The sequence below is a fragment of the Moraxella oblonga NBRC 102422 genome (genome assembly GCF_001598275.1).
Taxonomy (GTDB): Bacteria; Pseudomonadota; Gammaproteobacteria; order Pseudomonadales; family Moraxellaceae; genus Moraxella; species Moraxella oblonga.
Map to the genome: position 1 here is coordinate 70,507 of NZ_BCYQ01000008.1, position 25,759 is coordinate 96,265.

The 25,759-nt window shown below is 38.9% G+C and carries 33 protein-coding genes; 29 read left to right on the forward strand and 4 right to left on the reverse strand.

From position 1 onward, the window contains the following. Positions 1-102 precede the first annotated feature (102 nt). Positions 103-2,016 carry a leucine-rich repeat domain-containing protein gene (locus MOB01S_RS02795; protein ID WP_066801272.1) on the forward strand — a complete coding sequence of 638 codons (1,914 nt, stop codon included), beginning with the start codon at positions 103-105 and terminating at the stop codon, positions 2,014-2,016. A gap of 24 nt (positions 2,017-2,040) precedes the next feature. On the opposite strand, the gene MOB01S_RS12540 is transcribed toward MOB01S_RS02795, so the two are convergent. Both MOB01S_RS12540 and lldD read right to left on the reverse strand, forming a co-directional pair. Continuing rightward, the gene (locus MOB01S_RS12540; protein ID WP_169798112.1) at positions 2,041-2,187 is read right to left on the reverse strand and encodes a hypothetical protein; all 147 of its coding nucleotides are present in this window, start codon (positions 2,185-2,187) and stop codon (positions 2,041-2,043) included. A gap of 4 nt (positions 2,188-2,191) precedes the next feature. Then, positions 2,192-3,355, reverse strand: coding sequence for an FMN-dependent L-lactate dehydrogenase LldD (gene lldD / locus MOB01S_RS02800; protein WP_066801275.1), 1,164 nt, complete (start codon positions 3,353-3,355; stop codon positions 2,192-2,194). Positions 3,356-3,538: 183 nt separating this feature from the next. Between lldD and MOB01S_RS02810 the strand changes: the two genes are divergently transcribed. From MOB01S_RS02810 to MOB01S_RS02940, 27 genes are all read left to right on the forward strand, one after another. Continuing rightward, positions 3,539-3,811, forward strand: a complete 273-nt coding sequence (locus tag MOB01S_RS02810) for a hypothetical protein (RefSeq protein ID WP_066801282.1) — start codon at positions 3,539-3,541, stop codon at positions 3,809-3,811. A 368-nt stretch (positions 3,812-4,179) separates the two neighbouring features. Continuing rightward, positions 4,180-4,929, forward strand: a complete 750-nt coding sequence (rpsB, locus tag MOB01S_RS02815; protein ID WP_066801284.1) for a 30S ribosomal protein S2 — start codon at positions 4,180-4,182, stop codon at positions 4,927-4,929. Between the two features lie 113 nt (positions 4,930-5,042). After that, positions 5,043-5,921, forward strand: coding sequence for a translation elongation factor Ts (tsf, locus tag MOB01S_RS02820; RefSeq protein WP_066801294.1), 879 nt, complete (start codon positions 5,043-5,045; stop codon positions 5,919-5,921). Between the two features lie 247 nt (positions 5,922-6,168). Further along, positions 6,169-6,705 carry a hypothetical protein gene (locus MOB01S_RS02825; RefSeq protein WP_066801297.1) on the forward strand — a complete coding sequence of 179 codons (537 nt, stop codon included), beginning with the start codon at positions 6,169-6,171 and terminating at the stop codon, positions 6,703-6,705. A 9-nt stretch (positions 6,706-6,714) separates the two neighbouring features. Next, on the forward strand, positions 6,715-6,987 hold the full coding sequence (locus MOB01S_RS02830; RefSeq protein WP_066801300.1) for a DUF7710 domain-containing protein: 273 nt from the start codon (positions 6,715-6,717) through the stop codon (positions 6,985-6,987). A 43-nt stretch (positions 6,988-7,030) separates the two neighbouring features. Further along, positions 7,031-7,678: an orotate phosphoribosyltransferase gene (pyrE, locus tag MOB01S_RS02835; RefSeq protein ID WP_066801303.1), complete on the forward strand. Its 648-nt coding sequence runs from the start codon at positions 7,031-7,033 to the stop codon at positions 7,676-7,678. Between the two features lies 1 nt (position 7,679). Continuing rightward, positions 7,680-7,904 carry a hypothetical protein gene (locus MOB01S_RS02840; protein WP_066801306.1) on the forward strand — a complete coding sequence of 75 codons (225 nt, stop codon included), beginning with the start codon at positions 7,680-7,682 and terminating at the stop codon, positions 7,902-7,904. Positions 7,905-7,994: 90 nt separating this feature from the next. Then, positions 7,995-8,402, forward strand: coding sequence for a hypothetical protein (locus tag MOB01S_RS02845; protein WP_066801309.1), 408 nt, complete (start codon positions 7,995-7,997; stop codon positions 8,400-8,402). Between the two features lie 48 nt (positions 8,403-8,450). Continuing rightward, positions 8,451-9,401: a glutathione synthase gene (gene gshB, locus MOB01S_RS02850; protein WP_066801311.1), complete on the forward strand. Its 951-nt coding sequence runs from the start codon at positions 8,451-8,453 to the stop codon at positions 9,399-9,401. 2 nt (positions 9,402-9,403) lie between these two features. Beyond that, positions 9,404-10,207 carry a glycosyltransferase family 2 protein gene (locus MOB01S_RS02855; RefSeq protein ID WP_066801420.1) on the forward strand — a complete coding sequence of 268 codons (804 nt, stop codon included), beginning with the start codon at positions 9,404-9,406 and terminating at the stop codon, positions 10,205-10,207. 134 nt (positions 10,208-10,341) lie between these two features. Beyond that, positions 10,342-11,424 carry an undecaprenyldiphospho-muramoylpentapeptide beta-N-acetylglucosaminyltransferase gene (gene murG, locus MOB01S_RS02860; protein ID WP_066801423.1) on the forward strand — a complete coding sequence of 361 codons (1,083 nt, stop codon included), beginning with the start codon at positions 10,342-10,344 and terminating at the stop codon, positions 11,422-11,424. 183 nt (positions 11,425-11,607) lie between these two features. Then, entirely contained in the window at positions 11,608-12,135 is a 528-nt protein-coding gene (locus MOB01S_RS02865; RefSeq protein ID WP_066801314.1) for an SMI1/KNR4 family protein, read from the forward strand. A gap of 112 nt (positions 12,136-12,247) precedes the next feature. Next, positions 12,248-12,898 (forward strand): DUF2625 domain-containing protein, encoded by a 651-nt coding sequence (locus tag MOB01S_RS02870; protein WP_066801317.1) that lies wholly within the window; start codon positions 12,248-12,250, stop codon positions 12,896-12,898. Between the two features lie 17 nt (positions 12,899-12,915). After that, positions 12,916-13,239, forward strand: coding sequence for a hypothetical protein (locus tag MOB01S_RS02875; protein ID WP_066801320.1), 324 nt, complete (start codon positions 12,916-12,918; stop codon positions 13,237-13,239). 131 nt (positions 13,240-13,370) lie between these two features. Continuing rightward, complete coding sequence (locus tag MOB01S_RS02880) at positions 13,371-13,820, forward strand: hypothetical protein (protein WP_066801323.1); 450 nt, start codon at positions 13,371-13,373, stop codon at positions 13,818-13,820. Positions 13,821-13,833: 13 nt separating this feature from the next. After that, positions 13,834-14,805: a hypothetical protein gene (locus tag MOB01S_RS02885; RefSeq protein ID WP_157073876.1), complete on the forward strand. Its 972-nt coding sequence runs from the start codon at positions 13,834-13,836 to the stop codon at positions 14,803-14,805. Positions 14,806-14,831: 26 nt separating this feature from the next. Next, a complete protein-coding gene (locus tag MOB01S_RS02890; RefSeq protein WP_066801329.1) occupies positions 14,832-15,764 on the forward strand; it encodes a hypothetical protein in 933 nt (310 codons plus the stop codon). A gap of 119 nt (positions 15,765-15,883) precedes the next feature. Further along, positions 15,884-17,323 carry a UDP-N-acetylmuramate--L-alanine ligase gene (murC, locus tag MOB01S_RS02895; protein WP_066801332.1) on the forward strand — a complete coding sequence of 480 codons (1,440 nt, stop codon included), beginning with the start codon at positions 15,884-15,886 and terminating at the stop codon, positions 17,321-17,323. A 9-nt stretch (positions 17,324-17,332) separates the two neighbouring features. Further along, positions 17,333-17,710 carry a hypothetical protein gene (locus MOB01S_RS02900; protein WP_066801340.1) on the forward strand — a complete coding sequence of 126 codons (378 nt, stop codon included), beginning with the start codon at positions 17,333-17,335 and terminating at the stop codon, positions 17,708-17,710. Further along, positions 17,701-18,114, forward strand: a complete 414-nt coding sequence (locus MOB01S_RS02905; RefSeq protein ID WP_066801342.1) for a PIN domain-containing protein — start codon at positions 17,701-17,703, stop codon at positions 18,112-18,114. The genes MOB01S_RS02900 and MOB01S_RS02905 overlap by 10 nt, the downstream gene beginning before the upstream one ends. A 9-nt stretch (positions 18,115-18,123) precedes the next feature. After that, positions 18,124-18,501, forward strand: coding sequence for a hypothetical protein (locus MOB01S_RS02910; RefSeq protein ID WP_066801344.1), 378 nt, complete (start codon positions 18,124-18,126; stop codon positions 18,499-18,501). Between the two features lie 36 nt (positions 18,502-18,537). After that, complete coding sequence (locus MOB01S_RS02915; protein WP_066801348.1) at positions 18,538-18,762, forward strand: DUF2281 domain-containing protein; 225 nt, start codon at positions 18,538-18,540, stop codon at positions 18,760-18,762. A 58-nt stretch (positions 18,763-18,820) separates the two neighbouring features. Then, positions 18,821-19,729, forward strand: a complete 909-nt coding sequence (locus tag MOB01S_RS02920) for a D-alanine--D-alanine ligase (RefSeq protein ID WP_066801351.1) — start codon at positions 18,821-18,823, stop codon at positions 19,727-19,729. 20 nt (positions 19,730-19,749) lie between these two features. Further along, complete coding sequence (locus tag MOB01S_RS02925) at positions 19,750-20,475, forward strand: cell division protein FtsQ/DivIB (RefSeq protein WP_169798113.1); 726 nt, start codon at positions 19,750-19,752, stop codon at positions 20,473-20,475. Between the two features lie 369 nt (positions 20,476-20,844). Then, positions 20,845-22,161, forward strand: coding sequence for a cell division protein FtsA (ftsA, locus tag MOB01S_RS02930; protein WP_066801371.1), 1,317 nt, complete (start codon positions 20,845-20,847; stop codon positions 22,159-22,161). Positions 22,162-22,303: 142 nt separating this feature from the next. Continuing rightward, complete coding sequence (gene ftsZ / locus MOB01S_RS02935; RefSeq protein WP_066801393.1) at positions 22,304-23,431, forward strand: cell division protein FtsZ; 1,128 nt, start codon at positions 22,304-22,306, stop codon at positions 23,429-23,431. A gap of 52 nt (positions 23,432-23,483) precedes the next feature. Then, entirely contained in the window at positions 23,484-24,377 is an 894-nt protein-coding gene (locus MOB01S_RS02940) for a PHP domain-containing protein (protein ID WP_066801396.1), read from the forward strand. Between the two features lie 12 nt (positions 24,378-24,389). Here the strand turns inward: MOB01S_RS02940 and MOB01S_RS02945 are convergent, their stop codons facing one another. After that, a complete protein-coding gene (locus MOB01S_RS02945) occupies positions 24,390-24,626 on the reverse strand; it encodes a DUF333 domain-containing protein (RefSeq protein ID WP_066801399.1) in 237 nt (78 codons plus the stop codon). An 88-nt stretch (positions 24,627-24,714) separates the two neighbouring features. Beyond that, a complete protein-coding gene (locus MOB01S_RS02950; protein ID WP_084349590.1) occupies positions 24,715-25,404 on the reverse strand; it encodes an EcsC family protein in 690 nt (229 codons plus the stop codon). A 60-nt stretch (positions 25,405-25,464) separates the two neighbouring features. Between MOB01S_RS02950 and MOB01S_RS02955 the strand changes: the two genes are divergently transcribed. Beyond that, positions 25,465-25,749, forward strand: a complete 285-nt coding sequence (locus tag MOB01S_RS02955) for a helix-turn-helix domain-containing protein (protein WP_066801402.1) — start codon at positions 25,465-25,467, stop codon at positions 25,747-25,749. Positions 25,750-25,759: the final 10 nt, after the last annotated feature.

Genomic DNA, 25,759 nt, shown 5'->3' on the forward strand with positions numbered 1-25,759 from the left:
ATTCAATAAAAAACAGCTCTCAACATGGGGGCTGTTTTTTATTGTATGGTTGGTTGTTTTGTGGTAGATTAACCAAAATTACTTTTATTTAAGGGGGTGATTATGTATGCTTTTTCTGGTGTTTCTGAGCGTTTGCACGCAAAAAGTGTCTATCATCATTTTGATACCCAATTTGCAAAAATTAACCTATCTATCCTTACTGCCTACGACCAAAATGGTGTACGACAATTTGAGATGGAAGACTTTGTTAATAAAAATGACCCAGAGTTTTCAGAATGGTCAAAACAACTGATTGATGATATTAAAAATGACAAAATAGATTATACTTGCCCATATTTTTGGGATAGGTGGGAACTTTTAAAATTTTCCATATTAAACAATAATCCAAGAAGTCAAGAGATTGCTGGCATTGTTGAGAGATGTCGTCAAAAGAAACATTCCGCCAATGGCAAAAAGAGTTGGATAAAACGCAAAAAACTTCCCAAGTATTGTAAACTCATAGATGAATTATTGCCCCTAAATCCTAATTGCCATCTTAATGATGAAAGTTGGGCAGACATTTTTTATAATGCGTTTTTGTTAGAAAGTTCAACTGGGCGAGTATTAAATCGGGTAAATGACTCGTTGGGTTATGGAGACGCTTATGAGTTTTTGACGGATAAGACAGAAGGGATTGTTAGTGTTGGTGAAGATTTGAATGAATTTCTAAAATTTGCCAAATTTTTTCAAAAAATCAAAGCACAACCAAAAGAAACATTAACTGCTCAATCCATGATTGAAATGTATCAGTTATTAGTGCCTAATGGCAATGTACGAACTGATGAAAACTATCTGTGGCGTGGCAAAATTCACCAACAAATCGTTCTAGATGATTTTTTGGAAAAGGCAAGTCGTGATTACCAAATTTTGTTGAGAGATAAGCACCCACTGATTGCGATTGCAACTTTGTTTTTTATGTTTATTGTATTAAAACCATTTTATCAATACAACGAAATATTTGCGATTGCCATTTTGAACTTAGAATTAAGAAATCATGGTTATCCCACGGTCAGTATTCGCCGTAGGGATATGTTTTTTATAGAAAATTGCCATCATAGATATACTGCATATCACGTACATGAAGAACGACCACAAACTTATCAAGAATTGGTTTTGTATTATGTTTTTACTGAAATGAATTATTTGCAAGATAATGTTATTGTGCCAAGCAAAAATAATAAATACCTAAACACCAATTATCGTGTTGATATTTGTCAAGAACACTTTGATTGGTGGAATGCATTACCAACGCTATGGCAACGCATTTTTTTGGTTTGTGCCAATCATCAAGATAAACTAGAAGTGCAAGTTGATAAAGCTTTTCTTGATAGCACTGATGTGAGCTTTTATTTAAGTTATCCCATTCCAAATACCATTTCGGATGAATTGTTGCAAAAGATATTCCAATTAACTCATATTGCTTATGACCGTAATGATGTTAATCCGAGCTTACATACGGTTGTGCATTCTATTCCGCCATTGCATTATTTTAAACACCTACAATATCTATCATTACAAGAAAATTATGTGGAAGATTTAAGTGGTTTAGCTCATGTTGAAACCTTAAAATATTTGGATTTGTACGAAAATTGCAATGATGATAATGAGCAATTAAAGTATGTTGGCACATTAAAAAATTTGGAATATTTGGAATTATCGGTCAATTTTTTTACTGATGTTTCGCCATTAACCCAATTGACCAATTTAACTTATTTATCAATGTGGGGCGGTGCAAGACAACCCATTGACATTAGTGGATTTGAAAATCTGCAAAAATTAATAACGCTGGATATGGATGCACCGATAGATATGAGTCCATTGGCATCATTAAAACAATTAAAAGACTTGTCTTTTGGGTCAGATGAATATGAATTTGACGATACTAAGATTGATTGGTTGTTAGAACAATTACCAGATTGTGATGTTTGGTTTGATTCTCCCACCACTGATTTTAGGCGTAAGCCAAAACATCCATAATAGACTTCCTGCAAAATCCCACAGTTAAGGAAAACCGTTCGTGGTGAGCTTGTCGAACCATAACGGTTTTCCGCCACCCTTCGACAAGCTCAGGGCGAACGGAAAACCTAGTTTTGCAGGAAGTCTAATAAAAAAGCCAAATCCCTGCGATTTGGCTTTTTTATCATTCATCGGTTTATTTACTCATCTTTGCCAATTCATTTTCAGCTTTTACCAAGCAATCTGCCGTAATATCGCTAATCTTGGCACAACTTGTCAAGGTCATTGCCACACGCATTTCTTTTTCAAATAAATTTAGCAAATTGGCAACCCCAGCCTCACCGTGTGTTGCCAAAGCATAAACAAAGGCTCGCCCAATCATCGTGCAATCAGCACCCATTGCCAGCATTCGCACGACATCAAGCCCATTTCTAATACCAGAATCCACCAAAATCTTAATATCGCCCTTAACAGCGTCCGCAATCGCTGGCAAGGCTTTGGCAGATGATAGCACCCCATCAAGCTGGCGACCACCGTGGTTGGACACCACAATGCCGTCCGCCCCAAAACGCACGGCATCTTTGGCGTCTTCTGGGTCTAAGATACCCTTAATGACCATTGGACCGTCCCAAAACTCACGAATCCATTCCAAATCTTTCCAAGAAATAGATGGGTCAAAATTTGCTCCCAAATAGCCAATATAATCTTCAAGCCCAATCGCCTTGCCCATATATTTGGAAATATTACCCAAATCGTGCGGACGACCAAACAGCCCAACATTAAACGCCCAATGCGGATAAAATACCGATTGCATATAGCGTCTCATTGCTGCATTAGGACCACTCATACCAGAATGGTTGTCTCGATATCTTGCCCCTGGCACAGGCATATCCACTGTAAAGACAAGGGTAGAACAGCCAGCCGCTTTGGCTCGTTCTAGTACATTGGTCATAAATTGACGGTCTTTTAGTACATAAAGCTGAAACCACATTGGGCGGTTAATGGCTGGCACCACTTCTTCAATGGGGCAAACTGATACAGTAGAAAGCGTAAAAGGAATGCCGTGCTTGTCGGCGGCACGGGCAGCTTGCACCTCGCCTCGCTTGGCATACATACCTGTCAAGCCAACAGGCGATAATGCCACAGGCATAGAAAATTTCTCGCCAAACAGCTCCATAGAAGTGTCAAGGCTTGACATATCCTTTAACACCCGTTGGCGTAAGGCAATGTCTGCCAAATCCGATACATTGCGTTCCAAAGTTTTCTCAGAATACGCCCCACCGTCAATATAATGAAACAAAAATGGAGGTAGTCTTCTTCTTGCTCCTTCTCTATAATCAGATGCTGATGAGATAATCATGGTTTACCCTCCCACAAAATTTATTGGTTTGTTATTTTGCCATATTCTAACAAATTTTTATAAAAAATCCAATTTAAAAGCGTTGGTATTGACTGGGATTTTGGTTTATTTTTTGGTAAAATATCCAAGGTGTCCCCTAATACAGTACAAAAGTACTGATGATAAAAACATAGGAATATTCCAATGACGAAGCCACACAACGAACAACGCAACCAAAAAGAGTTTATGATTGTTAGCGTTATTGATACACTCTCTTCAATCGTATTGGCGTTGGCTCTTTGTTCTTATTTTGCTTTTGAAAAACCCAAAACTTTTGCCATAAATTTAATTGTACTATCCATCATTATTTCTCTATGTACACGATTTTTTGCCAAACAGGACAAAAGAGCAAAAATGATTGCTAAACTTTTGGGTTTGCCAAGTGTGGTGGTATTGGTTATTTTGTATTTTATTTAAAATACACCATCTGTTTGACTTAATTTTTAAGATATGATTTTAAATATTTACAACACATATTTAGAATTAATCATTTATTAACATATTCTTGTTTTTTTTTACCAAATTCAATTCATAACAATCAATCTTAAACATACCCTAAGATATCCAAACCAAACATTTTTATACTTAAACATGCCCACAACCACACAAAAATACTAGCCAGCGTGTATTTTTGTGTTGCATTTTTGGCAAAACGTGCTATAATTGGCGACTTCGCCACTTAAGCGAAAGACTACCACACATTGATAGAAGTTTTTGGGGTGTTTATGTTTATAAATTCAAATGCTTGTCAATGTGGAAGTTTTAACCCATTTTAAGGACTTTTTATGTCAAATACTACTCAAATTTCTATGCGTGATTTGCTAGAAGCTGGTGCTCATTTTGGTCACCAAACTCGCTTTTGGAACCCAAAAATGAATCAATACATTTTTGGTGCTCGTAACGGCATTCACATCATCAACCTAGAACACACCGTTGCTCAATTCAACGAAGCATTGAATTTTGCCAACAAAGAAGCTGCCAACCGCAACAAAATCCTATTTGTGGGTACTAAGCGTGCAGCAAGCCAAGCAGTTCGCGAGCAAGCGACCCGTGCTGGCATGCCTTATATTGACCATCGTTGGTTGGGTGGTACTTTGACCAACTGGAAAACCATTCGCCAATCTATCACTCGCCTAAAAGAGCTAGAAAAGCAAGCTGAAGACGGTACTTTTGCCAAGCTAACCAAACGTGAAGCATTGGAACGTACTCGTGATATGGAAAAATTGGAACGTGCGTTGGGCGGTATCAAAGATATGAATGGTTTGCCTGATGTGTTGTTTGTGATTGACGTAGATCACGAATCTATTGCTATCCAAGAAGCCAAAAACTTGGGCATTCCTGTCATCGGTATCGTAGATACCAACTCAAATCCTGACAACGTAGACTATGTTATTGCTGCCAATGATGATGCTATCCGTGCGGTAAATCTATATGCTACTGCTATGGCTGATGCCATCATTGCAGGTAAAGAATATGCCAAGACTCAAGGCAAAGGTGGCGAGCAAGCTCAAGAAAACGCCGAAAAAGCTGAATAATCATTAGATTGTTTATAAAAGGCGTGAATGTCTGTCTAAACGTTCATGCCTTTTTTGATAAAAATCATCAATCATGATGATGTGTTAGATTAATTTTTTAAAAGGTAATTACCATGACTCAAATTTCTGCATCTTTGGTTAAAGAACTTCGTGAACGTACTGGACTTGGCATGATGGAATGCAAAAAAGCCCTAGAAGAAGCGAGTGGCGATATTGAGCTTGCTATTGACAACCTACGTAAATCAGGTCAAGCCAAAGCTGCCAAAAAAGCAGGTAACATCGCAGCTGATGGTGCAATCATCATCGCTCAAAATGGCGGTAAGGCACTACTATTGGAAGTCAACTGCCAAACTGACTTTGTTGCCAAAGACGAAAACTTTACTGTATTTGCCAACAAAGTCGCTGAATTGGCACTTGCCAACAACACCACAGATGTTGCCCAAATCTCTGCCTTGCCTTATGGTGATGGTGCAAGCGTAGAAGAAGCTCGTGTGGCATTAGTTCAAAAAATTGGTGAAAATATCCAAGTTCGCCGTGCCGAAATCATCGAGGGTGCCAACCTTGCTTCATATCGCCATGGTCTACGCATTGGCGTGGTAGTGTCTTATGAAGGTGGTAATGATGAGCTTGGCAAATCAGTTGCCATGCAAGTTGCTGCTTTCAACCCAATTGCGGTAGATGCAGAGGGCGTGCCTGCTGATATCTTGGCTCGTGAGACAGACATCATTACTGCAAAAGCCAAAGAATCAGGCAAACCTGACAACGTGGTAGAAAAAATGATTACTGGCGGTATCCAAAAATACCTAAACGAAGTTACTTTGGTTAATCAGCCATACGTCATTGACAATGAGAAAAAAGTTGGTGATGTGCTAAAAGCTCAAAATGCCAAAGTAATCAGCTTCAAACGCCTAGAAGTGGGCGAAGGTATCGAGAAAAAACAAGAAGATTTTGCTGCCGAAGTTGCTGCTGCCCAAGCTGCCGCCAAAGCTTAATATTGCTTTGCTTAAAATACGCCAAATGTTTGTTTGGCGTATTTTTTTATTTTGAGGTATAATGGCGACAATGGTCTTTTAAGGAAGTTGCCGTGTCTTTGAACTGCCAAAACTGTATCTAAATCGCTCTAAATGATGGTGTATTTAAAGTTGGGCAAGTTACTTTAAAATTAGGTTGTGTGAGTCTTTATTTTGATGTAGGGCTATTGGCGATGTGGTGTCGTTTTTGGTAGATAGGGTATGATTGATGACAAAACCTCAACTGGTTACCATTGAAAGACAAAAGGTAGGTTTGTGTGACCTTTATGGTTTTATTTTAAAAGAAAGTAAAAATTTATTGATGATAAGACAAGTATCCAATTTGCGTTTAGATGGTATTTTGATTATCAATAAAAAAGAGATATCAGATTATTATACCAATCTGAGTAATGAATACCAAACACAAATGTTAAAAGAATTTGGTATTTATCAAACCATTGATTTTAAGGTGGATTACGATATAAAAAATTGGAAACAATTTTTTAAAAGTAGTATCAAAGAAGTATCCTATTTTGATATTGATGAAAATGCCTTTGGAATTTATCTTTATTATTTGGGTAAATTGGTAAAAATCAAAAAACATTCTATTTTATTACATCAATTCTCTGGTGCAGGAAATTGGGATAAAAAGCCCACCAAAATTTATTATGACCATATTAGTACTTGCGGTATTGGTACAACTTATTTGCAAACTTATGTGGATTATTTTAAGTTAACCCATAATGAATTAAAAATTGATAAATGATAAATTAGAATGAATGTTATTTTTGTTTTTCAAGGTAATAATGCCAATTTTGCTTCTGCGGTATTTTCAAATAAAGAAAATGCTGTTAAATGGATAAGGGATTATCGGTTAAGTGGTATATTAACCCAATATCCCATTGATAATCCAATATATGATTGGGCGATTGATAATGGCTATTTTTCTCCCAATCAAGATATACATAAAATGCCAGAATTTATAGAAAAGTTTTCCAGTGCTTATTTAGAGCATTGGCACTTTAAGAATGGCAATATAATTACTTAATTTTTTTATTAACTATTTTGTGAGTGTAATTAAGGAAGTCAAAATGTCTTTTAACCCCCAAACCTTTATTCAAGTTGCCCTAAACAATGGCGTACTCAAATTTGGCGAATTTACCCTAAAATCAGGACGCATTAGCCCTTATTTTTTTAATGCAGGGCTACTGGCGACTGGCGAACTTTTGTCTGTGTTGGCAGATGGCTATGCCGATACTTTGGCAAAGCACGCGGGCACCGACGATTTGACCATTTTTGGGGCGGCATATAAGGGCATTCCCTTTGTTGCCAGTACCGCCCAATCGCTTTATAATAATCACCAAATCAATGCCCACTGGGGCTATAATCGCAAAGAAGCCAAAACGCACGGCGAGGGCGGAATGCTGGTTGGGGCGGATTTGACTGGCAAAAGCGTGTGGGTGATTGATGATGTGATGACCGCAGGCACGGCAATGCGTGAAGTGGTGGGGATTTTGGATGGTGTGGGGGCAAAGGTGGCTGGTATCATCGTTGCACTTGACCGCAAAGAAAAAGGGCAGGGCGAAAAGTCGGCTATCCAAGAGCTTGGCGATGAGCTGGGGGTTCCTGTGTTGGCATTGGTAAGTTTTGATGATATTATTGAGTATGTGGCAAAAAATGGCACGGACGATGAATATCAATCAATGGTTCAATATCGTCAAGAATATGGCGTAGAATAAAATGGTAAAATTACAAGAATATTATGATGTAGATGATGATATTTTTGCTGATATTGAAAAATTTGTGCCTGCTATGGAGCGACACGACCTAATTAATCATTGGCTGGCTGATGGTTTACGGCGGTATAAGAAAGATGTTTTGGGTATGGATGTTAAATTGACGGGTACCAAAATGCTTAGAATGTTGCGTGATGACTATATTTCAAGTGAATATGAAGATATTTAAAAATACGAAATCATCTAAGTCAATTTAATATTAACCCTAAAACGGTGCGTAATACGCACCTTGATTTGATGAATGGAGGAATAAAAGATTGTGAATGATTTTAAAAAACTAGATGAAACCAAACATATGTTAGAGTGGTTGTATGGTGATGCCCCTTATATAGAGATTTTTAATTCTGTACAAGATATTTTAAAAGAACAAAAAGCAAATTCCATTTTGCAAGAATTTTGTGTAACCAGTAATCCTGATTGGCTAACAAGAGCAATTAAACAAGATGATGACTCAAATTTTGTCATTTTGAAAGGGGCGGGTATTGCATTTGAATTTTTATTAACTGTTGAACTTGATAATGAGCCATATCAATTGTCTGGTGTATGGACTTCTGTGGGTTATAATTTAAATGATAACCCAACTCAAAAAGTTTGGCTTGATATTGATGGTACATTGGCAGAATTTGGCAAAGATGGTGCTTTATATGAACGAGTTTATTTAAAGTAGCAATATCTATAATGATTGTTTCAACTCAAATTAATTAAAAGGTAACTTATGAAATCTCTAAACTTTCTTATCGTAATGGACGATATTAAAACCATTAACTATAAAAAAGACACAAGCCTTGCAATGGCGTGGGCAATTAAAGACAAAAATCATTCTTTACATTATTGTCAAATCAATGATTTGTGGCTAAAAAATGGCGAGCTTATCATTGATAGCCAGCCATTGATGGTATTTAAAGACCCCAAGCATTTTTATGAATTGGGTGAAAAACAAAGCATTAAAGCCACCGATTTTGATGTAATTTTAATGCGAAAAGACCCACCCTTTGATATGAAGTTTTTGTATGCTTTGTATTTATTGGACTTTGCCAAACGAGCAGGGGTGTTGGTGGTCAATGACCCAATGAGTGTCAAAGAGTGCAATGAAAAGCTGTTTGCCACCCAATTTCCTCATCTGATGACGCCAACGACTGTGAGCCAAAAACAAAGCCATATTCGTGAATTTATCAAAACGCACGGCGATGTGATTGTCAAGCCACTTGATGGAATGGGCGGAATGGGGATTTTTCGTTTGACCTTTGATAGTCCAAACATTGGGGCGACTTTGGAAGTTTTGACCCAAAATGAAACACTACCCATTATGGCACAAAAGTTTATTCCAGAGATTAAAGATGGCGATAAGCGGATTTTGATTGTTGGTGGTAAGGTGGTGGATTATTGTTTGGCAAGGATTCCAGCGACAGGCGAAACACGGGGCAATTTGGCAGCAGGCGGTACAGGCGTGGCAATGGCACTCTCTGATAGGGAGCGAGCGTTGGCAAATGAAGTTGCCCCCAAACTTGTAGAGAAAGGTTTGTATTTTGTGGGGCTTGATGTGATTGGTGGCTACATCACCGAAATCAATGTAACCTCCCCCACCTGCGTGCGAGAGATTGATGAGCAATGTGGCACAAGCATTGCGGTGGAATTTATTGAATTTATTGAAACCAAGTTTGATTGATTGTGTCAAATTTAAAAATAGATGTCATCATTCCTTGCCATAATACCGCCCATACTTTGGTGCGTGCGGTGGAGAGTGTTTTGATTCAGAGAAATTTGGGTAAGATTTATTTGATTGATGATGGTTCATGCGATGATACTTGGCAAGTGATGACATTTTTACAAAACCAGTATCCACAACAAATTTGTACTGAAAAATTTACTCAAAACAAAGGCGTGGCAATGACTCGTAACTTTGGGGCGATGCTTGCCAAGTCGGACTACGTTGCCTTTTTGGATGCAGACGACAGTTATCAACCCCAAGCATTAGAGGCGTGTGCTATGGTGTTTGGGCATTTTGATGTGGGCTTGGTTCGTTTGCCAATGACACCTATTGATTTGTCAGAGCATTTTGCCAATCATCCCAATTTTGCGACCGCATGGAGGGTTTTTGAAATGAGTGGGGCGGGCAATACAGCATTTTATCGCCCTTATTTTTTGGCATTGGGTGGATTTGATGATGATGAGTTATTTAAAAAATTTGGTGGTGAAGATGGTGCATTGGGACTGGCTACCATTGATACGACAAGCGTAGCAACTTTGTTTGAGAATTATGGTTTTGCCATTGGCGTCAATTATTATTGTCATGATAATATGCATACTAGACATTTATTTGATGCCATATTGTTTGGTAAGAATACTCGTCATGTCCTGCCAGACGACATGGCAAAAGCCAATCAATCCACTCAAAATGCCATTGATAGAATACAAAAATTACAACAAATTTTATCAGCGAAAAAAGGTAAAATGCCAATTGTGTTAAGCTAAGTTATCAATTTTGTAATGAAATGTATATAAAGTTTGCCACAGTAATATTTTTCCAATCTATGTCAATTTCCCCTTGTAATTTCCTTTTTTTTGTTACAAAATAAGCAGTTTTATTGAAAATAATGAGCATGAAAATGACCAAACAGCCCACAATCCTTATCATGGCAGCAGGCACAGGCGGACATATTTTTCCAGCATTAGCAGTGGCTGACGAACTTAAAAAACAAGGGGCTAGGGTGCTTTGGCTTGGTACGCCTATGGGTATGGAAAACGCTCTGGTGGGCGATAAATACCCAATGAACACAATTGATATGCAAGGACTTCGTGGCAAGGGCTTGGCACGAATGATAAAAATGCCCATTATGCTCTTTCGTGCAGTAATGGAAAGCAAAAACATCATCAAAAACAATGGGGTAGATGTCGTGGTCGGCTTTGGTGGCTATGTCAGTTCGGCAGGGGGGCTGGCGGGTAAATGGTGCAAAAAACCGCTCATCATTCACGAACAAAACGCCATTGCTGGAATGAGTAACAAAACTTTGGCAAATTATGCCGACAAAGTCTTACAAGCCTTTGACAGTGCGTTTGGTGATAAGGCGATGACGGTAGGCAACCCTGTGCGTGCCGATATTGAGACACTTGCCCCACCTGATGAACGGTACAAAAAGGACGACCAAACGCCTTTAAAGGTTTTGGTGGTGGGTGGCTCATTGGGGGCGTCTGCGATTAACAAAGCCATTGTGGAGCTGTTGAAGGTTAGCGATAAGCCTTTGTCTATCAAACACCAATGCGGTAAGGAAAATTTTGATGAAATGCTGGTGGCGTACTCACAGGCGGGCATTGACACGCACAAGCACACTTTTGTGCCAATGGCGTTTATTGATGATATGGCAAGTGCTTATGCGTGGGCGGATGTGGTGATTTGCCGAGCGGGGGCTTTGACGGTCAGTGAGATTGCCAGTGTTGGTGTGGCGGCGATTTTTATTCCACTACCGCACGCTGTTGATGACCATCAAACCTTTAATGCCAAGAGCTTGACCGACAAGGGGGCAGGGATTTTATTACCGCAAGGGCAGTTGTCTGGGACAAAATTGAGTGAGATTTTAGGCACACTTGACCGCCAAAAATGCCTACAAATGGCACAAATCGCCAAAAAAAACGCCAAAAAAGAAGTGGCAAAAACGGTAGCGGAGGTGGTTTTGGGGTGTGTGGAGAAATGATTGTCAATAATCCACACAATCAAAGTTAATTAAATGCCATTCCTGCTTTTGGATTATTTGCCAATGAAAATCAAAATAAAGACATTGATTTTGATGATATTGACAATGAGTTAAAATTATTATCAAAAGAATGTGAACAGCATATTTTGGATGAATGTGGTTTGGGTGATATTAGAGAAAATTATGAATAATTACCATACTTTTAATCATTTGACTTTAAATATTACCAATCCGTCAGAATTAAATCCTGTAACGACTGATGAACTTAGAGCGTGTGAACAAAAAATTGGACATAAATTTGAACAAGGTTATGTAGATTTTATCACACGATTTGGTGGTGGTATTTTTGGTGGGTGTTATGTGCGTTTATATTTGCCAACTACTATTGTTCAGAATCATTTTGAAACAATCAAGCGTTATCAAGAATATTATTTTTGGGATAATGGTTCTGATGTGCTGAATAAAGAACAAGTATTGCAATCGGTATGTGTTGGCGATACTTTTTCGGGCGATGAATTGATTTATGTTAATGGTGGTTATTATATTTTGCCAAGGGAAGAAGATATTATTTATGCCGTTGGCGAAAAATGCTCCCAAGCGATAGAATGGCAATTGGTTCATAATATTTCCAATGACCCAGATGAAAAAACGGGCAATTATGGACATTGCGATGAAAAGGGAGCTTATTATTTTGAATGTTGTGATTTTTAATGCGTTGAATAAATGGCAAAAAATTACATACAAAATCTAATTTTTGATTTTTTTCTTAATTTTGTTAATAAGCCAAATCTTATAATGTTTAATCATTTTGGTAATTTAAATAATGAAAACCTTACAAGAGTTAATAAACTTAGATGAACCTGCTTGGGAATTGATACAAGAATGGTTAAATAACGCCAATAAACCTTATGAAATCATTCCAAAAAATCAAGAGCAGGCAGAACAAGAATTGCTTGCCAATCAAGTAACGACCCGTTCGCCTATGGGAGCGATTATTTATGAAACAGGTGGAATGTTAATAGATAATGGTTGGCTTAGAATTTTGGGTTCGGGTGGCAAAAAATTAAACCGCACCATTAGTGGCTGGAATAAAGGAAAATCTTTTGAAAATATTGGCGATGTGCCATCATTTTTGTTGATTGCTGATGATGTACTTGGCGGTTATTTTGCCATTAACGGTGGTGGATTGGGCGATAATTTGGGAATGATTTATTATTTTGCTCCCGATTTATTGGCTTGGGAAGATTTAAATATCACTTATTCGCATTTTATTGAGTGGGCTTTGACTGGCGATTTGGAGCAATTTTATCAAGGGTTTCGTTGGCAAAATTGGCAAGATGAAGTTAAGCAATTAGACGGCAATCAAGTATTTTCATTTTTTCCTTTTTTATCTACCCAAGAAGGAAAAGAAATTGATAAAGTCAGCAGAAAAGTTATTTCAATCCAAGAGCATTATTCGGCTTTTTGTGAATAGAGTTAAAACAATCAACAATGACTTGGTATATTGATATTTTTGGTAAAGAACCAACCACTTGGCAAAATTATGATGAGTTAAAAGATTGGTTATTGGAAAATCAATTTTATCAAAATGATGTTTATGAATTTTCGCATAAGTTGATAAAATTATCCGTTGTATTGGCATTGACTGATAATCCTAATTCGTATTGTGTGAATGATGATAATTTGCCAAAAAAGATTAACTTTGTTAGTATGATTTGTTATGATGATGGCGATGTTGAAAAATGGTATTGGCAATGGGCAATAAACTTTTGTCAAACTTTTGATTGGAAAATTCAAGATGACCAATTTAACTAAATGCCAAATGATTTTGATGTAATTGATGACAATCAAAAATTTATTTTTTTAATTTGATAGGAACAACAAAATGACCTACACCCAAACCCAAAACTGGTTTTTATGGTGTTTTTTATAATAGGAAAATTACAATGGTATATTTATTTTTTTATGATGAAAATGTAGATATTGTAGAAAAAGGCGAATTTTCTTTGGATAAATTAGATACATTGTTAAGCGAACGCTTAGCAAACAGCAAATTACCTTTTGAAAGTGCTGAAAAAACCATTAGTTTGACCCATTTTAGTTTATATCGCAATGAAAAAGACGGCGGTCAAGTCAAAGATTGCATTGAGGTTGATGCTTTGCACAATGGTTTATTTAAAATTGAAAGTGAAAAATTATATCCATTTTTGCAAAATCATAAATCAAAATCAGGATTGTTTGGTAAATTGACAAATTTATTTTCATCGTCCAATCATTATAATGGTTGTGAAGTGGACTTATTAACCGCCAAAACCATTTTAACAGATTATGTGTTATTGGACAGACAATCTTTTGAAAATAAAAATGAGCAAATATTGTGGAAAAAGGTAAAATAATGGGTGAATGATTATGCTAACTCGCAGAGAATTATTATTTGGTACGCTTGGGTTTGGAACGCTTGGATTATCGGGCTGCTCTGTGCTAGCAGGGTTTGGGCCAGTAGGAGAATTGCCAGAAAGCAAAATAGATGAGAAAATTAACCGAAATTGCGATAATTTTTATAGCAATCATACACGAATTTTATGGGGTTTTAATCATTCGGCAATGGTCATTTTAAGTTATGGCAATTATCGGTTGGGTAATAATGACATAAAAGATGGCAATTATGCTTTTGTTTATGAAAATAATACCAAAAACGAATTGGGATTTGATTTTGTCAAATTGCCAATCGGCTTATTAAATAAGGGTTATTTAGCTGATATAGAATTGCCAAGAGTTACGGGCAAACTCTGCAATCCTTTGGCAAGTGCCGAATTGTGGCTTGACAATAAAGGAACGATACAATTTTCTATTTTATTTGCTGAAAAAGATTTGACAAAACAAGAAATTACGGTGTTAAAAAAGACGATTGGCGATGAATTGTGGTATGCAGATTTTTCAACTCTTGACGGTTCAATAGCGACTTGGCAAAAACCAAATTCAACCGATTATCAATACAGTGCTAGCAAACATCATTTGGCAGGGCAAAAAGTATATCGGATTCAGGTGCGTTTGGAAAATGGCAAATTATATGGGCATTCTTTTACGCATCTGTTTGCCGATAATAATGAAGGTATGTATGCCATTACCAAACAAGAAGGGTTAATGCTTGATAAAAAAGCACATTGGGCAAATAAAAACCAAATCCCTACGGCATTATTAACCGTTGCCAATGGGCAGATATTATATCGGGGTCAAGTATTAAATCGCCTTGATAAACTTTCGGTAATTGGGATTGTGAATCAAATGCCCAATCAATTACAAAAACGCTTTGGCAAAATGGACCGAAAGTTATTTAACCCGAACATTAGCATTACTGGCAGTGGATTTTCGGTGGGTTAATTTTTGGTGTCAATTAGGGAATTAAAATGAATCGCAGAGAACTATTATTGGGAACGCTTGGATTTGGGGCATTGCATTTGTCTGGATGTGTGTGTTTGGGGCCGTGTAATACAAGTGGGCGTAGGCATCAAAGCTTGTGGCAACAAGCTCGTAGCGAACGATGCGAAAATGTTACACCCCGTAACATTTATTTAAAATGGTATGTTGAGAAAGATTTGTCCATAATGTTAATTGACGGTGAAAAGATTGATGATGGGGACAATAAATGGGTTGAAACGGGTAATTTTGTGTTTATTAGCGATAATTTTCCCCAACCAAATTTTACTCAGTTGCCAATATCTTTGCTTAACAAAGGTTATTTAAATTATTTTATATTGCCCGACCTTGTGAATGACAAATCTTTTGTTGATGATAATGTGTGCAAAAAACCAATCAATTTGGCTGTTTATCGTGATGTTTATGTGTCATTGCTTTTTTCTCATCAGGATTTAACCAAACAAGAGATTGAGTTATTAAAACGAACTTTTGGCAATAACTTGTCGTGTGCGGATTATGGGGCATTAAAAAACCCAAATAAATTTGGAGAATATGAGTATTATTGGCGAAAAGGTGATTTTACAGGCGAACCATTTAACCTTAGTCGGTATATTACTGAAAAACACCATTTATTTGGGCAAAAGGTTTATCGTATTGAAACCAGTTTTAAGATTTCAAAACTTTATACCCATTCTTTTGAATCATTCTTTGATGTGGATAAAGGTATGGCTTATGAACTTTCTCAAACAGGTAAAAAGTTTGATAAAAAAGCTGTTTGGGCAAAGAAAAATCTCGTGCCAAGCAGCCTATTAACCGTAGAAAATGGACAATTATTGTATCAAGGCAGAATATTAAATAATCGCCTTGATAAATTGCCAAGATTGAATAGAGAAGGCAGATTGATAAAATCTGTTGGTGGTTGATATAATTATTTAAAACTGTGCAATATGAACCATTAAAATTTTAATGGTTTTAAATAGTAAATTTTATTGGTGCATATAATGCACTTTTAACCCAAATTTAATTTTTAAAGGAACAATAAATGAACCACACCCAACTTTCCAAACAACTCATTGAAATTCCAGAAATGAGACGGATTAAAAACATTCATTTTGTTGGTATTGGCGGTGCTGGAATGTGCGGTATTGCCGAAGTGCTTGCCAATCAAGGCTACACCGTGTCAGGCTCGGACATCAAAGAAAGTGCCATTACCAGACGCCTAACCAGTCTTGGCATTATGGTCTTTATTGGACACGACAGCAAAAATATCCAAAACGCCGATGTGGTGGTGGTGTCTTCTGCCATTGACCGCACCAACCCTGAAATTACAACCGCCTTGCAAGCTCGTATTCCTGTGGTACGCCGTGCTGATATGTTAGGGGAGCTTATGCGATACCGACACGGCATTGCGGTGGCGGGGGCACACGGCAAGACCACCACCACCAGTCTTTTGACAATGATGCTGACAGAAGAAGGGCTTGACCCCACTTATGTGATTGGCGGAAAATTAAACGCCTCTGGCAAAAACGCCTCTTTGGGCAAAAACCGCTATTTGGTTGCCGAAGCGGATGAATCAGACGCCTCGTTTTTGTCTTTACGCCCAATGGCGTGCATTGTTACCAACATTGATGCCGACCATATGGAAACTTATGAGAACAGTTTTGATAAATTAAAACAAGCCTACATTCAATTTTTGCACAATATGCCGTTTTATGGTTTGGCGGTGTTGTGTGGCGATGACAAAGAACTTCTGTCAATGATTGATGACATTGCAAGACCTGTGATTACTTATGGGCTAGAAAAGCACAACGATGTGCAGGCGGTGGATTTGGTGGCGGACGGCACCAAAACCCATTTTACTGTACTTAGAAAAGATAAAGAGCCTTTAAAGATTACCTTAAATATCCCAGGTAAACACAATGTCCTAAATGCACTTGGGGCGATTGCAATGGCAACGGACGAGGGCGTGTCTGATGAGGCGATAAAACGGGCGGTTGAGAAATTTGCAGGCGTGGGTCGGCGTTTTGAAAACAATGGCGTGTACCATAAGGACGATGGCGACATTGTGCTGATTGATGATTATGGTCATCACCCCACCGAAGTGTCGGCAACCATTGCCACCGCTCGCCAAAGCTACCCTGACCGCCGTTTGGTGATGATTTTTCAGCCCCACCGTTTTAGCCGTACCAGAGATTGCTTTAATGACTTTGTGGCGTGTTTGTCAAAAGTGGATAAGCTGATTTTGCTTGATGTGTATGGGGCAGGCGAGGAGGCGATTAAGGGGGCAACCAGCGATGATTTGGCACGGTCTTTGCGTGAGCGTGGGCAAGTTGAACCAATTGTCTTAAATGTCGCCGACAAAGAGGGCATTGCAGGCGTGCTAAAAGCAGGCTTAAAGGCAAATGATTTGGTCATCACCCAAGGGGCGGGCAATGTTGGTCAGCTATGCCAAGAATTAAGGGAAAATTCGCTTTATTTGTAGGAGGCTCGTATGCATAGACAAAATAGACAATTACAAACCGCCATTCATCATTTGCAACATTTGCCAGAAAAACAGCAACAAGTCGTCTTTGATGTGATTGAAGGGTTTTTTGAGACCACAAATGCCAAACAATCGCCAACAATTGATGAGCAAACTTGGCAAGAATGGTTAATTAACAATCAAGCCTTTATTGATAAATTGGGTTTTGAGATTGGCGATGAACCGTCCGATCATCAAAAAAGGTTTTTGATGTGGCGTGCTGATTATGAAAAAGTGCTTGCTGAGGAAGATGATTGGACAAATGAAAAGCACGATGAGTTTTGGGCAAATTTGCGTGATAGAAATGATATTGATATTGGGCAAGAAGTGAGTTTTAAATGCAATTAATCTTGCCTGATAATAATGTTTTTTCGGAAATGACCAGACCAGAAGCCAATAAGAAAGTGGAAGCCAAGTTTTGGCAAAACTTTCATTATTTTGGTATGGCGATTACCGTTTGGCACGAACTTTTATACGGTTTGTATAATATGGAAAGCGGTAAAAGACAACAAGGGTTTGCTCATTTTATTTATGGCGATTTGGAGCAATTGCCCAAGTATTATTATGAATTAGAATGTGCTAACATTCACGCCAAAATCCGTGCCGACTGTCGCAAAATCGGTAAATCCCTATCCTTTTCCGACAGTCAAATTGCGTCCATTGCCCTGTTTAATAACGCCATTTTGGTAACTCGCAATGTAGACGATTTTAGGTATATTGACGGACTTGTGATTGAAAATTGGTTTGAGTAGGGAATTTAAATGGCTTATGATGTTTTTGTGTATCCTGTGGAAGGCGACAGAAATCAAAGATTGGATATCAAATGTTGGTTTTTGACTCACCCTTGTAATTATGATATTGCATTTCCTAATAAATTTGTGGCAAAAGAATTTGCTGGCGAGTTAGATTATTATGCTGTTTTTAATAAATTAGAACTGTTGAAAATCGGTAAAGATTATCAAAAATTAGCCGAATTACCCAGCACCTTAGATGAGTATGTTCATCAGGTAAAAATTGGGCAAATTTATGAAAGTGATATGGACAAACACCATTATAAATTGCTTGATTATTTTGCAACTTTTCAAGATAAAGATACATTTAATATTGAAGCCATTTATTGGGAAAGTGGTATGTTTTAATATCATTCTAAAATATTGACTTAACAAGGGGTTATAATGCAAACACCAACCATTCAAACTTTGGGGCAGGCGGTAGATTATATTCAGTCTTTACCAATGTTTGAGCAAAAACAGATTTTTGGTTTGATTGATAATTTTGTGTTGGAAAAAAATAAATCCAAACAAAAAAGCACTAGCCAAAAAAAACGCACCGCAGGGACATTAAAGGGTAAAGTGGTTTTTGCCCCAGATTTTGATGAACCCTTAAAAGAGTTTGATTAACATTGTATGGTGTTTTAATTAAATAATGATTGTAAATTAATTTAAAAAGAGAAAACTTATGAACGATGTAACAAAATTTGGTAAAGTCGCTGTTGTCTGCGGTGGGTTTAGTGCCGAGCGAGAAGTATCTTTAAAAAGCGGTAAGGCGGTGCTTGACGCTCTATTGTCAAAAGGTGTGGACGCTCATCATTTTGACCCACAAGAGACGGACATTTCAAAGTTGCGTGAATATGACCGTGTCTTTAATGTTTTGCACGGCACTTTTGGTGAGGACGGTGGCTTACAAGGCGTGTTGGACGGCTTGGGTGTGCCTTATACAGGCTGTGGTGTGCTGGCATCAGCGATTGCGATGGATAAATTTCGCTGTCGTCTGCTGTGGCAAGCCCTTGATTTGCCCAATGTACCCTATGTGGTGTTAAAGGATGATAGTGATTTTGAAGCGGTGGAGGCAGATTTTGGCTTGCCTTTGTTTGTCAAGCCCGCTAGCGAGGGGTCAAGTGTGGGTGTGGTGATGATTGAAAATAAGGGCGATTTGGCAAAAGTGTATCCCACCTTAAAGCAATATCACGGCGAGATTTTGGCGGAAAAAGCCATCACAGGCGGAGAATATGCCTTGTCGCTACTGGGCGATAGAGCCTTGCCAAGCATTCGTATCATTCCCAAAAATAAATTTTATGATTATGAGGCCAAATATTTAAGAGACGACACCACCTATCAATGCCCCTCTGATTTGACGGCTGATGAAGAAGTGCAAATGGGCAATCTTGCCAAACAAGCCTTTAATGCTATTGGCGGTCGTGGCTGGGGGCGTGTGGACTTTTTAAAGGGCGATGATGGCAAACTTTACCTTTTGGAGCTAAACACCGTCCCTGGTATGACCGACCACAGTCTTGTGCCGATGGCAAGTCGTCAGGTGGGGATTGAATTTGCTGATTTGTGTTTAGAAATTTTAACACAAACCTTGTAATGATAAACGGGTGGGGCAAAATGACTGATGATAATGATGTAAAACGTCCATTTTTTAGTGTGTGGCAGACAACACTGATTAGTATATTATTACTGTTAGTGGTTGGGCATTTTTTCATTAAACTCATGGGTCAGGTACCTGCTCAATCCTTGATGATTGATGATAAAAACATCACTCCCATTGAGCTAACCTCGCTCCAAGACACCTTAGAGCCACTCAAACAAGTACAATTTTTTAGTGCTGATTTGAATCGTATTCACGATGTGGTGGCAAGGCTGTCTTGGGTGGAGAGTGTGCGTATTCAGCGTGATTGGTATCAAGGAGTGGTTGTTTCTGTAACACCAAGACGGGCAGTTGCCAATTTTGGCAGTCAGCAAATGCTTGATGCCAATGGGGTGGTATTTATTCCTGCCAACGCCAAACAGTTGATGGATAAAAAATTGGTAACGCTCTATGGCGACCAAGAAAAATCCAAAGACATCATGCGTCAAATGCAACATATTAACACATGGTTTACACCGCTTGGGCTTCATGTGCAGGATTTGGTGTTAACTTCACGCCAAACGTGGGTGGTAAAGTTTAGTAATGGCATGCGTGTGGTGGTGGATCACGAAAATACCGAACAAAAATTATACAGTTTGTCTAAAATCCTAAAAGGGCAATTTGAAAAGCAACTCCCTCAAATACAATCGGTAGATTTGCGATATAAAAATGGCTTTGCGATTACTTGGCGAACCAAGCGATGAGCGATAAATAACCACCAAACAACCATACGTCCTGTTTGGTGGGTGCTTATGCTATTTTTTTGTAAAATCCACAAAATAGCTTTTTTATTTTTTTATTTTTATGATAAAATAATTCGGTTATTTTTGTATCAAATAAACAAAAAATAATAAAACAACACCAAACTTGTTGGTGATTGTTGATTTTGCCCACCTAGTGTGGGCGTTTTGGCATTGATGGCTTTGGCGTTTTGTTTGTCTTTTTTTGGAAAACCTCCTACCAACTTGTTAAACTTTATATGACCAGACCACAGTTGCCTTTTTGTGTGGATAACACTTTTTTATAACATATTCTAAATTTCTAAGCGTTGAAGTATTTATTTTGGTTAATTAATGAAACAACATTCACAAATTCGTGCGGTCATACATCTTAGTTCCACAGCGGTCTATACGGCAGTGGGTTATTTTGACGACCATCATAAAAAAACCAAAATCATGGCAATTGGCATTGCCAATACAGACGCTTTTTTTGGTGGGCAAATCATCAATCGTCAGCATTTACTTAGTGCCATTCACCGCTCAGTCAGAGATGCGATGGATATGGCAGGGCTTGAATTGTTTGATGTGGGTTTGTCCTTTGCCAATGCTGGTATGAAAAGCTTTAATGCGGTTGAAGATGCTTATGTGATGGGTGATGGCACGCATCATGCATCAGGTCAGCTCATCAGTAACGAAGACATACGTGTCACCCTTGAACGTGCCAAATTTGCTTTGGTTGGTAAACAACAATCTGCCCTACAACTTTGTGTGCAATTTGTCTCCTTAGATGGCAAGCAATTGGTAGAAGATGCGATAGGCATGCGTGCCAACCAAATTTCTATCGGCTATCACATGATGGGTATACCAACATCCTATTATGAGCAAATGTCTGATTTGTTGCGTTCTAATAACTTAGAAATGTATCCATCGCTGTTTGATGGGGTGGTGAGTGCCGAATACGTCTTGACTGACGAAGAAAAAGAGCGGGGCGTGTGTTTTATTGATATTGGAGCAGGAACAACAAGCGTATGCCTTTATAATAAAGGTATTTTATTACACAGTCAATGTATAGACATTGGCGGACAGCTGGTGGACATGGATATTGCCAGCGAATTACGCATTTCTTTGTTGGAAGCTGAAACACTAAAAAAACAACACGGCTCTGCCTATGCCCAAAACCGCCCCAAAGGAGAATTCATCACTCTCAAAAAACGTAGCGGTGGTGAGCTGACGGTGAATGTGTATGAGCTTGCCAGCATCATTGAGGCTCGTTATCAAGAGTTGTTCACTCGGATATTTCAAGAAGTGATTGATGCAGGTTTGATTGATTTTATGGAAGCTGGGGTGGTATTGGCAGGCGGGGCAACACAGATGAACGATTTGCCAACGTTGATTAAGCATACCTTTAATGTCCCTGTTCGTGCCATGACGATTAACAAACAAATTGAAGTCTGTGCCAAGCACCTAAGTGATGATAACATCAAATTGCTAAGAAATCATCTAAAAGATGCCAAACTGCATAGTGTCATTGGTGCGTTGATGTATCAATTTAGTGAACGCTACCGCCAAGATGAACGCCATTTGTATGGCGAAACACAAGCGACAGGGTTTTTTGGGCGATTTTTGCAACAATTACAATATTGGTTTGATAAACTGCGTGCGATGCTATAACCATTAAAGTGTAAAGTTGGCGACTTTTGATAAATTTGGTTGATGTTCGTGGGCGTGTTTAGTATAATCATATAAATATTTACCCTAATGATTTTTATGTGTCTGATTTACATTTGATAAATCAGAATAATTGGAGAATAGTATGTCAAAATACAGCATTTCAGAGGATATGCAATCTGAACACGATGGACAACCACGCTTCATCGTTTTTGGTGTTGGTGGTGGTGGTGGCAACGCTGTTGAGCATATGGTTCAACAAGGCATTCGTGGCGTTACCTTTGTAGTTGCCAATACAGACCGCCAAGCCTTGAATTTACTTACAGTTCCTAATAAAATCCAACTAGGCAACCAAACTACTCGTGGTTTGGGTGCAGGTGCCGATCCAGAAGTAGGTCGTGAAGCAGCGGAGAGTGATGAAGACGAAATTCGCTCACTGCTTGATGGTTATGATATGGTATTCATCACTGCTGGTATGGGTGGCGGTACTGGTACAGGTGCTGCTCCTGTTGTGGCTCGTATCGCCAAAGAGATGGGTATTTTGACTGTTGCGGTTGTAACTACACCATTTGATTTTGAAGGTAAAAAGCGTGCCAAAGCTGCCAAAGAAGGCATTGAGCAACTTGCTGTCCATGTGGACTCAATCATCACCATTCCCAACCAAAAACTCCAACAAGTTTACCGCCAAATGTCACTCAAAGATGCCTTTAAAAAGGCAGATGATGTGCTACTTCATGCGGTCAATGGTCTGGCACAGACCATCGCTACTGCGGGTGTGATGAATATTGACTTTAACGACATTCGTACTGCCATGACTGCCAAAGGTCATGCGATGATGGGTGTAGGTCGTGCCAGTGGTGAAGACCGTGCTAGACAGGCAACCGAAAAAGCGATTCGTTCACCATTGCTTGATGATTTACGTCTTGAAAATGCCAAAGGTCTACTCATTAACATCACCGCTGCTGAGCTGATGATGGGTGAACCAGAAGAGATTGCTTCTGTGGTGGACAGCATTACTGACCTTGAAGAGGGTAATATTTTCTACGGATTTGTAGAAGACGACAGTATGGGTGATGATATTCATGTAACGGTGATTGCCACAGGTTTGACCATTGATGACAGACCAAAATATGTCCCACCTGTACACGCCATGCCAACTGATCATACCAGTGCATTGTCTCACCAACAACATCAAAGCCAACCACAAATTCGCCAATCGGTCAAACGTGGTAGCGTGATTGATTATCTACAAACTCAGCAATCTAAAAACTAATGGTGATAAAATAAGCCCTGCCCATGCGGGGTTTATTTTTTTGGGAAATTTTATGAAAATTGATTTGCATAGTCATAGCACTTGCTCCGACGGGACGTTGTCGCCACAGGATTTGGTGTCGCTTGCCAAAGATGTGGGCGTTGAGATGTTTGCTCTGACCGACCATGATACAGTGGCAGGCATTAAATTGGCTCATCAAAGAGCAAAGGAATTGGGCGTGCGTTTAATTAATGGCGTAGAGATTAGCTGTGAGCATACATTGTCTGGCGGTTATGGTAAAAATCAGCACACGCATAAAATCATTCATGTGGTGGCACTTGATTTTAACGATGTATCAAAAATGAGCCAAGTGCTTGGGTCGGTGCAGGACAGTAGAGAAAGGCGTGGTCAAGCGATTGTAGAAAAACTAAGTGAGCTTTTGACGAAGTTGCTAGACATGGACAAGCAAAGGTTGTGCGATGATGTTTGGCAAGCGGTGCTTGTCAAAGCAGGAGGAAATCCTAAGGCGGTGGGTCGGGCTCACATTGCTCAGGTCATGTATGAACGTGGCTGGGTGCGTACGGTACAAGAGGCATTTGACAAATATTTGGCTGATAATAAACCTGCGTATGTTGCCATTGATACTCCAAGCATGGCACAGACCATACAGACGATACATGAATGTGGCGGTATGGCGGTGCTAGCTCACCCTACTCGCTATGGGCTATCAGCAACTCGGGTACGTAAACTCATTGCTGATTTTGCCATGCTTGGCGGTCAGGCGGTGGAACTACCTAATGGAGAGCCTATCAGTACCAGAGCCATGATTGATAGATGTGTGGCACAACATGGACTCATGGTGTCGGTAGGAAGTGATTTTCATGGGGCGAACATGCCATGGCGCAAATTAGGGCAAGTAACTACCCCCAAAGCTGAACAGGTGGGCGTTTGGGAGCGATTTGCTTAGTTAAGCAAGCAATTAACGTCCACCATTAACTTTATAAAACGTATCCACCTCCACCTTTTGACCATTTGGCAATTCACATACATTGACCTGCTTGCCATTGATGATGGTTGGATTAACAAAGCCTTTTTGTTTTAAACAAAATTCGGTAGCAGGGGTGGAAATGCCCGCCATTTGCACACTTTGCGGTTCAAAGTGAACGGAGCAGGCGGATAAAGTGAATAGGGTAAATACAAAGAGTGATTTTTTCATAAAATTACCATATTATCATAATAATAAAAGTTGATATACCATTATATCAACTTTTAGGACAATTGCATAATTGCAAGAAATAATACAACTATCGTACCTTTGTACCGTCTTGATTATAGACATTGCCACGAAAGCCATCAAATTGTTGATTGTTTTTGTCCAAAAACATATCACGAGCAGTATTGCCAACGATGTTGGTAGTAACCGCATCAAAAGTGCCACTTACCACACCGCCCAGTATTGGCACAAGTTTGGTTAGATTGATAAGACCTGTTGAGCCTGACTTTGTTACCAGGCGAAAGCCGACCGCTTTGTTAATCTTGGCAAGCATTGCCCCTGTAACATTTTTCATAATAAATTGCTCAGCAAATTTTGTGCTGGCTGTAACGCCAAAATCCTTTAATACTTCACCCACACCATTACCAAGTAAACACATATACACCATTGTTTTGACTTTGTCATTTTTGATGTCGTAGCCTGCCATGTGGGCAATGGCGGAAATCATACGAATTTGTACATATAAAGTAGATGCGATATTAGCAGGTAGGGTGGCAGGAAGTGTAACCAATCCGCCCAAACCTGTGGCAAACCCCGCCGACCCTGCTTTGGCATTCTGCCAACGAATGAGTGAGTTGATTTTATCCTCCAAAGTACCACTTTCGGACAAATAGTCTTCTGCCATTTCAGTGGCGGAGCCAAAACCAATGCCATTAGTCGCTTTCTCATACGCCCACTCCATCACTTCATGCATTGCCTCACTACTGATTAAATTACTCATAAGATTTCCTATTTTGCACCTAAAACAGGTGCATTATACAAAAAACCTAAAATAGGTGCAATGACTAATTTAAGAAAATCCATTTACAGCCCAGAACACGAATATCTACGCAAAACTTTTGTGGCACGCCGACAAGAGTTGGGGCTAACTCAACGCCAGCTTGCTGATAGGCTTGGCGTAATTTACTCATTGATTGGAAAAATTGAAACAGGGGATAGAAGACTTGATGTGGTGGAATTTATTGAATTTTGTCAAGGTTTAGAGATTGACCCTAACGAACTCATTAACTTATTGATTTTATTAAAAAATAAAGAAGATACCACACAAACAAATTTGAAAATTTAAGGGACTGTAT